The organism is Salegentibacter lacus (genome assembly GCF_020164555.1).
In the GTDB taxonomy this organism is placed as follows: Bacteria; Bacteroidota; Bacteroidia; order Flavobacteriales; family Flavobacteriaceae; genus Salegentibacter; species Salegentibacter lacus.
On sequence record NZ_JAIQZB010000072.1, the window covers coordinates 1 to 398 of the forward strand.

The 398-nt window shown below is 46.0% G+C and carries 1 protein-coding gene; it reads right to left on the bottom strand.

Translation table 11 applies throughout. From position 1 onward, the window contains the following. Positions 1 to 398: hypothetical protein (locus tag LB465_RS18120; protein WP_224471319.1), on the bottom strand; the 398-nt coding region annotated here is incomplete at both ends.

Consider the following 398-nt stretch of genomic DNA (forward strand, 5'->3'; position numbering starts at 1 on the left):
GAATTCTCATCATCCGGACTTACTGTATAAGTAAAGGTGTAAGTTCCAGGAGACAGACTACTAAAATCTACCAACGTTGGATCGCTGAGATCTACCCCGCTGGCATCTGTATCGGCCCAGTTTCCACCGGCATCCTCTTCTGTAATGATCGAAAATAGATTTATTGAGGATAAGGCTGTATCATCCTCACAATACTGTACGCTGCCATCTCCTCCAGCATTCACAGGGGCATCGATCACGATCTCAACTTCAGAACTATCGGCAATACATTCTGATTCCTCACCAGGAGTCACTGTATAAGTGAAAGTATAAGAACCTGCACTCAATCCAGTAAAATCTACCATCGTGGGATCACTGAGATCCACACCACTGGCATCCGTATCGGCCCAGTTTCCACC